General features: G+C 45.3%; 6 protein-coding genes. 5 read left to right on the top strand and 1 reads right to left on the bottom strand.

The window, feature by feature from the left end; genetic code table 11:
- Positions 1-149: 149 nt before the first annotated feature.
- A complete protein-coding gene (locus AC1P5O_RS04045; protein ID WP_005265740.1) occupies positions 150-647 on the bottom strand; it encodes a hypothetical protein in 498 nt (165 codons plus the stop codon).
- A gap of 103 nt (positions 648-750) precedes the next feature.
- Here AC1P5O_RS04045 and AC1P5O_RS04040 point away from each other — a divergent pair, with 103 nt between their 5' ends.
- From AC1P5O_RS04040 to glnD, 5 genes are all read left to right on the top strand, one after another.
- Positions 751-1,503 (top strand): AzlC family ABC transporter permease, encoded by a 753-nt coding sequence (locus AC1P5O_RS04040; RefSeq protein ID WP_004278940.1) that lies wholly within the window; start codon positions 751-753, stop codon positions 1,501-1,503.
- Complete coding sequence (gene ygaH, locus AC1P5O_RS04035) at positions 1,500-1,847, top strand: L-valine transporter subunit YgaH (RefSeq protein ID WP_004278941.1); 348 nt, start codon at positions 1,500-1,502, stop codon at positions 1,845-1,847. Before AC1P5O_RS04040 ends, ygaH begins: the two co-directional genes overlap by 4 nt.
- A 111-nt stretch (positions 1,848-1,958) precedes the next feature.
- On the top strand, positions 1,959-2,585 hold the full coding sequence (locus AC1P5O_RS04030; RefSeq protein ID WP_253101689.1) for a hypothetical protein: 627 nt from the start codon (positions 1,959-1,961) through the stop codon (positions 2,583-2,585).
- A gap of 123 nt (positions 2,586-2,708) precedes the next feature.
- Positions 2,709-3,914 (top strand): formate-dependent phosphoribosylglycinamide formyltransferase, encoded by a 1,206-nt coding sequence (purT, locus tag AC1P5O_RS04025; RefSeq protein WP_004731536.1) that lies wholly within the window; start codon positions 2,709-2,711, stop codon positions 3,912-3,914.
- 26 nt (positions 3,915-3,940) lie between these two features.
- A complete protein-coding gene (gene glnD / locus AC1P5O_RS04020; protein ID WP_004731539.1) occupies positions 3,941-6,613 on the top strand; it encodes a [protein-PII] uridylyltransferase in 2,673 nt (890 codons plus the stop codon).
- Positions 6,614-6,625 lie beyond the last annotated feature (12 nt).

Genomic DNA, 6,625 nt, shown 5'->3' with positions numbered 1-6,625 from the left:
TTGATGCCATTTTTCTTTATACTGTCACTGAGGCAGGTTGGACATTTGATTTCTAGAGTTATTTGCATTTCTCTATTTTATCAAAATTCAACCTGCTTTTTTTTAGCATACTTTTTGATACACCACCGTACATTTAAATGGGCAAAGGTTTATTGCATATTGGCAATTGCAGTACCTTTTTGCTTAGGATCGGTATTTCCGAGTGCAGGATGGGCAATGGCATTCTGACATTGCAGTTTATCCCGCTCATAATCCGCCTGTTTTTGTTGCAGGCTGTTGCCATTTCCCATGGTCGTCCGCGCCCAGATTTCCAGACTGGTCAAGGCTTTACGACACAGGGCATATTTGCCTTCGGTTACCGAATCAGTCATTTTGACATTAATACGCCAGTCTGTACTCAATTTACGTGCTGGTTGACGTACCTGTGTTTCCAGCTGATCCACTTCTTTATTATAGACCAGAGGATCCACTTCATTGATCAGTTGCCATGCGGCATTGGCATAAGTCGTCGCATCATTAGTCAGTTTAGGTGCCGGTTTAATTTCTGGCTTATCAGTCGATTGACTGTCATTCCCACACGCTTGTAACAATATTGCCGTGCTTATTAAAGCAGCAATCAGCATCGCACGTGTCTTGAACATCCACATATCAGGCTCGCCAATTTAAACATTTCGGCACTATGCTATTAAATTCACGTAGAATACACAATCTTCATTTGACCCATCGTTCAACTCTCCTTCAAGGTGTGTCGTGTCTGAACCGAATCAACTCGCTACGCAACCTGCTGGCTTCTGGCAAGGTGCAAAAGATAGCCAAGCGATTATCTTCACTTATTTACCAGTGTCGTTTGCTTTTGGTGTGTCAGCTACTCAGTTTGGCTTTACCGCTTGGGAAGCACTGTTCCTGTCCTGTTCGATGTATGCAGGTGCCAGCCAGTTCCTGGTAGTTGCGCTCTTAGGCAGTGGTACATCTATCTGGATGACAGCATTGACCGTGATTGCCTTGGACATTCGTCATCTGCTCTATGGCCCTGCGTTACAAAATCTGATTCAAGACCGGCTGAATTTAAAGAAAACGGCAATCTGGTCTTGGGGTCTGACCGATGAAGTCTTTGCCTCCGGCATGATCAAGCTCTCGCAACGGCGACAGGAATGGTCAGAATCCTGGATGCTCGGTTTAAGCCTGTTTAGCTGGATGTCCTGGGCACTCGGATCTTTCCTCGGTGGCTTATTTGCCGATCAGGTCAGCAACCTGCCGCAATTCTTGCAGGCTGCACTAGACTTCCTGTTACCTGCGCTGTTCCTGAGTTTCTTGTTGGCAGCCTTTGAGAAAAAACACACTTTTGTTGTAGCCGTCACGATTCTGGTTTCTGCGATTGCCTGTTATTTTATCGACTTGTCTGCCGCGATCTTTATCGGTATCAGTTCTGGTATTTTCGCAGGCCTGTTCAAGCACTATATTTTGAAACAGCCAGATCCTGAACACGCAGGAGATCAAGCATGAATCTAGAGATTATTCTGGTCGGGATTTTAGTCGGGATTGCCAATTTTGCCTCGCGCTTTGGTCCTTTTTTTGTCATTCAAAAATTTCAGCAAGGTTCGCAAAAACGCGGAGCGTTGTGGCTAAAAATTGCCTTGGGTTCAATTGGCATCGCTGCGATCAGCTCCATGTTGGTAGTTGCTACCTTGCCACCTTTATTAGAAACGCCAAATAAAAGTTTTGCGATGCTGGTTGGCTTTATTGTGCTCACGGTTTTGTACTTTAAGTTTAAACGTATTGTGATGGCGACACTGACTGCAGCGCTCACCTATGGCCTGGTTTACACCTATGTTCCAGTACCCTTTTAAGCTTTAACTCGTTGATCAATCGAAACAAAGACTTATGCTAAACTCATAGTATAGATCTTTTTTATATAACAATAAAAACAAGGAAGGATGCGCATGTTTGAGGTCAAACAGGTGATTGAAGGCAAAATCTTTATTCATCATCGGCGCGATGAAATGTTAACCGTATTCCATCGACATGAAGTGCCGGCACAATATTTTGAATGTTTTATCAATGCTCAAAATTTTACCGGACATTTTGTCGAAATACATGCTCAACCAGCAGATCAAGTTCGGGTGGTTTATATTAAAAAGAATAGCACCCATCAAATTATTGCTATGCTTAATCAGAGCCAATACGTGCTGCATCTTCATCCTTTGACATTGATTTTGGGTAAATGGAGCTTCAGACATCGTGTCCTGCCGAATACTCTAAAAATTTTTGCTGGTTTATTTGCGCTCCTTTTTATTCTTTTTTCAGCTACCGCCTTTTCAGCAGATCAGTTCCAGCTCACTACCATCTTGCGAGACTGCATTCAATTCACAGTTTTTGGGCTACTGTTATTTTTGCTGTGCTTTGTACTGCCTTTTGTATTGCCCTATGCGTATTTCCTGCATGTTCGTACATTACGTCTGTTAAAGATGCTAAATATCAATACTGAACAAGTTGCACAAATAGAAAAGCTCAAGTCTCAAAGCGGGATTTATCTTCTGCAAACGCAGTCTGACAGCGATGTGAAAATGACAGCGCCTCCTTATTAAATCTAGAAAAACTTTATAAATAAAACTGTTGGTCAATATCACAATTTTGTATGAATCTTGGCTTAACTGTCGGCTCAGTTCTGCTATGCTAAAAGTCCATAAAATCAAGCATGGATGATCCACATGAGCGTGACTATTGGTACTCCCCTTCAATCTTCTGCCTATAAAGTTCTATTATTGGGTTCTGGTGAACTGGGCAAGGAAGTGGTGATTTCACTACAACGCCTTGGAGTCGAAGTTCATGCTGCTGACCGTTATGATCATGCCCCTGCCATGCAGGTTGCGCATTATTCCTATACCTTGAATATGGCAGATGCTGTAGAACTCAAACAACTCATCAATCAAATCCAGCCACATTTAATTGTTCCTGAAATTGAAGCGATTGCGACCGAAGTTCTGCTTGAAATAGAAGCCCAGAACATTGCTACAGTCATTCCTTCTGCTAAAGCCGTCAATCTGACCATGAACCGTGAAGGTATTCGTCGTCTGGCTGCGGAAGAACTCGGTCTGCCAACTTCAGCTTACCGTTTTGCCGACAGTTTAGAATCCTTCCGCGCGGCCTGTGACGATGTCGGCTATCCAAACTTTGTGAAACCGGTGATGTCATCTTCAGGCAAAGGTCAGTCTCGTGTTACCCGTTTTGATGAAGTCGATGCTGCCTGGGAATATGCGCAAACCGGTGGCCGGGTCAATCAGGGTACTGTGATTGTAGAATCACAAATTGACTTTGATTTTGAAATTACCTTATTGACTGTTCGTGCAAAAAATCCAGAAACCGGCGAAATCGAAACGTCTTATTGCGACCCGATCGGACATCGTCAGGACTCAGGTGATTATGTGGAAAGCTGGCAGCCTCAACCGATGACTCCAGCCGCGCTGGAAGAATCCAAGCGCATTGCCAACAAGGTCACTACAGCACTTGGTGGCTGCGGAATCTTTGGAGTGGAACTCTTTGTAAAAGGCGACAAAGTATGGTTTAGTGAGGTTTCCCCACGTCCACACGATACTGGACTGGTGACTTTAGCCTCCCAATTTCAAAGTGAATTTGAGCTGCATGCACGTGCTATTTTAGGCTTGCCGGTGAATACTGCACGACATAGTGTGGCTGCCAGTGCGGTAATTTATGCTGGAGTAGATGGCCGTAATCTTTCATTTTCTGGCCTGAATCTTGCTTTAGCAGACGGCAATACCGATTTGCGCCTGTTTGGCAAACCTGAAGGTTTTAAACGTCGTCGTATGGGCGTTGCCACATCACGTGCGGAAAACATTGAACAGGCACGTGAACTAGCCCTACAGGTCGCAAACCAAGTTAGCGTCAACCAAAACTAAGCTGAAATACCAACGGACGACTGTACATGATCAACACCCATCCACTGCTGAATTACGCTAAAAGCAACCATGACATTAAAGCCATCAATCAATGGCGCAGTGATGTCGAAAATCAGCTTCAGGAAAGTTTTGAAAATGGGCAGTCGATTCGGGATATTATTCTGGCGCGTTCCAATCTGATCGATGAAGCCCTGCAGTTTCTCTGGCAGCATGCCGAACTGGATCAAACTGATTTGGCCCTGTTTGCTGTCGGGGGCTATGGCCGTCGTGAAATGCTGCCTTATTCTGATGTCGACATCATGATCTTGTCAGAAGACGAGATTAACCCGGAACAGGAACAACTGATTTCTACATTCATTTCATCGCTTTGGGACGTAGGGAATTTCAAACCCGGTATCAGTGTTCGCACCATCAATGAATGTGTCAATCAGGCCAGCAGTGATTTGACCGTTGCCACCACCCTGATTGAAGCCCGTCTGATTATTGGCAATGAAAACCTGTGCAAATGGCCACGTCGCATCGTGTCACGTACCTGGACCGACAAAACCTTTTTTGATGCCAAGATGGATGAGCAGCATAAACGCTATGCTCAGCACAACAATACCGAAAGCAATCTGGAACCGGATATTAAAAATGCGCCGGGCGGTATTCGTGACATCAACCAGATTGGATGGATTGCCAAACGCCATTTCCGCGTCAATCGCATTTACGATCTGGTGCACCTCGGTTTTATTTCAGAATTTGAACTCGGTGTGCTCGAGGAAGCAGAGAGTTTTCTCTGGGAAATCCGTCATCACCTGCACCGCCTGACCAAGCGCGATGAAAACCGCTTACTGTTCGATTATCAGCGCGACATTGCAGCCAAATTTGGCTATGTACGTGAAGAGGCGCATCATCCGAACTATCCAATTGAACAGTTCATGAAGCGCTATTACCGCAGTGCGCAGCAAGTGTCTACACTGAACGAAATGCTGCTGGCCTATTTTAATGAATCGGTCATTACGCCACGTTTACCGCAATATGAACGCCAGATCGAAGAAATCAACCAGAACTTTAAACTGGTCGATGGCAAACTGGCTGTGCAACATCATAAGATTTTCTCGGAAAATCCAAGCGCAATTCTGGAAATTTTCTATCTGCTGGCCAATCGTCCTGAAATCGAAGGCATTCGTGCGCGTACCTTACGCCTGCTGACCTTGGCTGGAAAACGTATTGATCAGGATTTCCGTGATAATCCGGTGCATCAGGCACTGTTTATGGCGATTATCCGTTCACCGCATCGACTCTATGACACCATGGTTGCCATGAAGCGTTATGGTGTGCTTGGAAATTACATTCCGGCCTTTGGACAGATTCTGGGACTAATGCAATATGACCTGTTCCATATCTATACAGTCGATGCGCATACCTTATTGCTGCTGCGGAACTTAAACCGCTTTAAAGAACCTGAATTTGCCAAGGAATTTCCAGTGGTCAGTTCAGTGTTTCAGCGTCTGACCCGTCGTGACATCGTCTATCTGGCAGCAATTTTCCATGATATTGCTAAAGGTCGTGGCGGTGACCACAGTGAACTCGGTGCCAGCGATGCGATTAAATTCTGCCGTAGCCATGGCTTTACTGAACGCGAAAGCAATCTGGTGGCTTGGCTGATCCAGAATCATCTGGTGATGTCTGTCACCGCCCAGAAAAAAGATATCTCCGATCCGGATGTGGTCAAAGAATTCGCCGAAAAAATGGGTGATATGGAACATCTGGATTATTTATACACTCTGACAGTTGCCGATATTAACGCCACCAATCCGAAGCTATGGAATACCTGGCGCGCCTCGCTGATGCGTCAGCTGTACACTCAGGCGCGCGATGTAATCCGTTCTGGTCTGGGCCGTCCGGTTGATTATCAAATGCTGATTGAAGATACTAAATTTGCAGCCAGTGAACTTCTGGTTCAGGACTTCTCACTGGATGAGGTAGAAAAAGTCTGGCAGGAACTTGGTGATGACTATTTCCTCAAAGAAACAGCAGATGAAATTGCCTGGCATACCCGTGCCATTTTACAACACGGCGATAATCCTGCCCCACTGGTGCTGATGCGGGCGCACCGTAAATATGCGCAGGATGCGGTACAGATCTTTATTTATACGCAGGATCAACCCAACCTGTTTGCCACCACCGTGGCTATTCTGGATCGTATGAATCTGGATGTACAAGACGCACGGATTATTACAGCGACTAAAGCCTTCAGTCTGGATACCTATGTAGTACTGGACCGTTTTGGCACCTTATTGACCGATCCGGAACGCGAGGCCACAGTGATTGAGGCTCTGAAAGATGCCTTGAGTCATTCAGATGAATATCCGGGCTTGATGCAGCGCCGGATTCCGCGTCAATTACGTCATTTTGATATTGAAAATACAGTCGATATCAGTGTCAATCCTGCCTTGAATCAGAATATGGTCGAAATTGCCACTCTCGATCATCCCGGTTTACTTGCCAAAATCGGTGGTTTATTTATGATGCAAGGGCTGGATATCCACTCTGCCAAAATTGCCACCCTTGGCGAACGTGCCGAAGATATATTCTTTGTCACCAAAAAAGATGGCAACCCTATGACACCTGGAGAATCTGCCGAATTTGCAGCTGCACTTAAAACTGCGCTGGATGAAGCTTCTCATCAGGTTTGTAGTCAACACTCACATTAAAACGCGGTTACT

This window comes from Prolinoborus fasciculus (assembly GCF_056724605.1).
The sequence above is the reverse complement of the archived record's forward strand: the minus strand, read 5'-3'. Positions and strand labels throughout refer to the sequence as shown.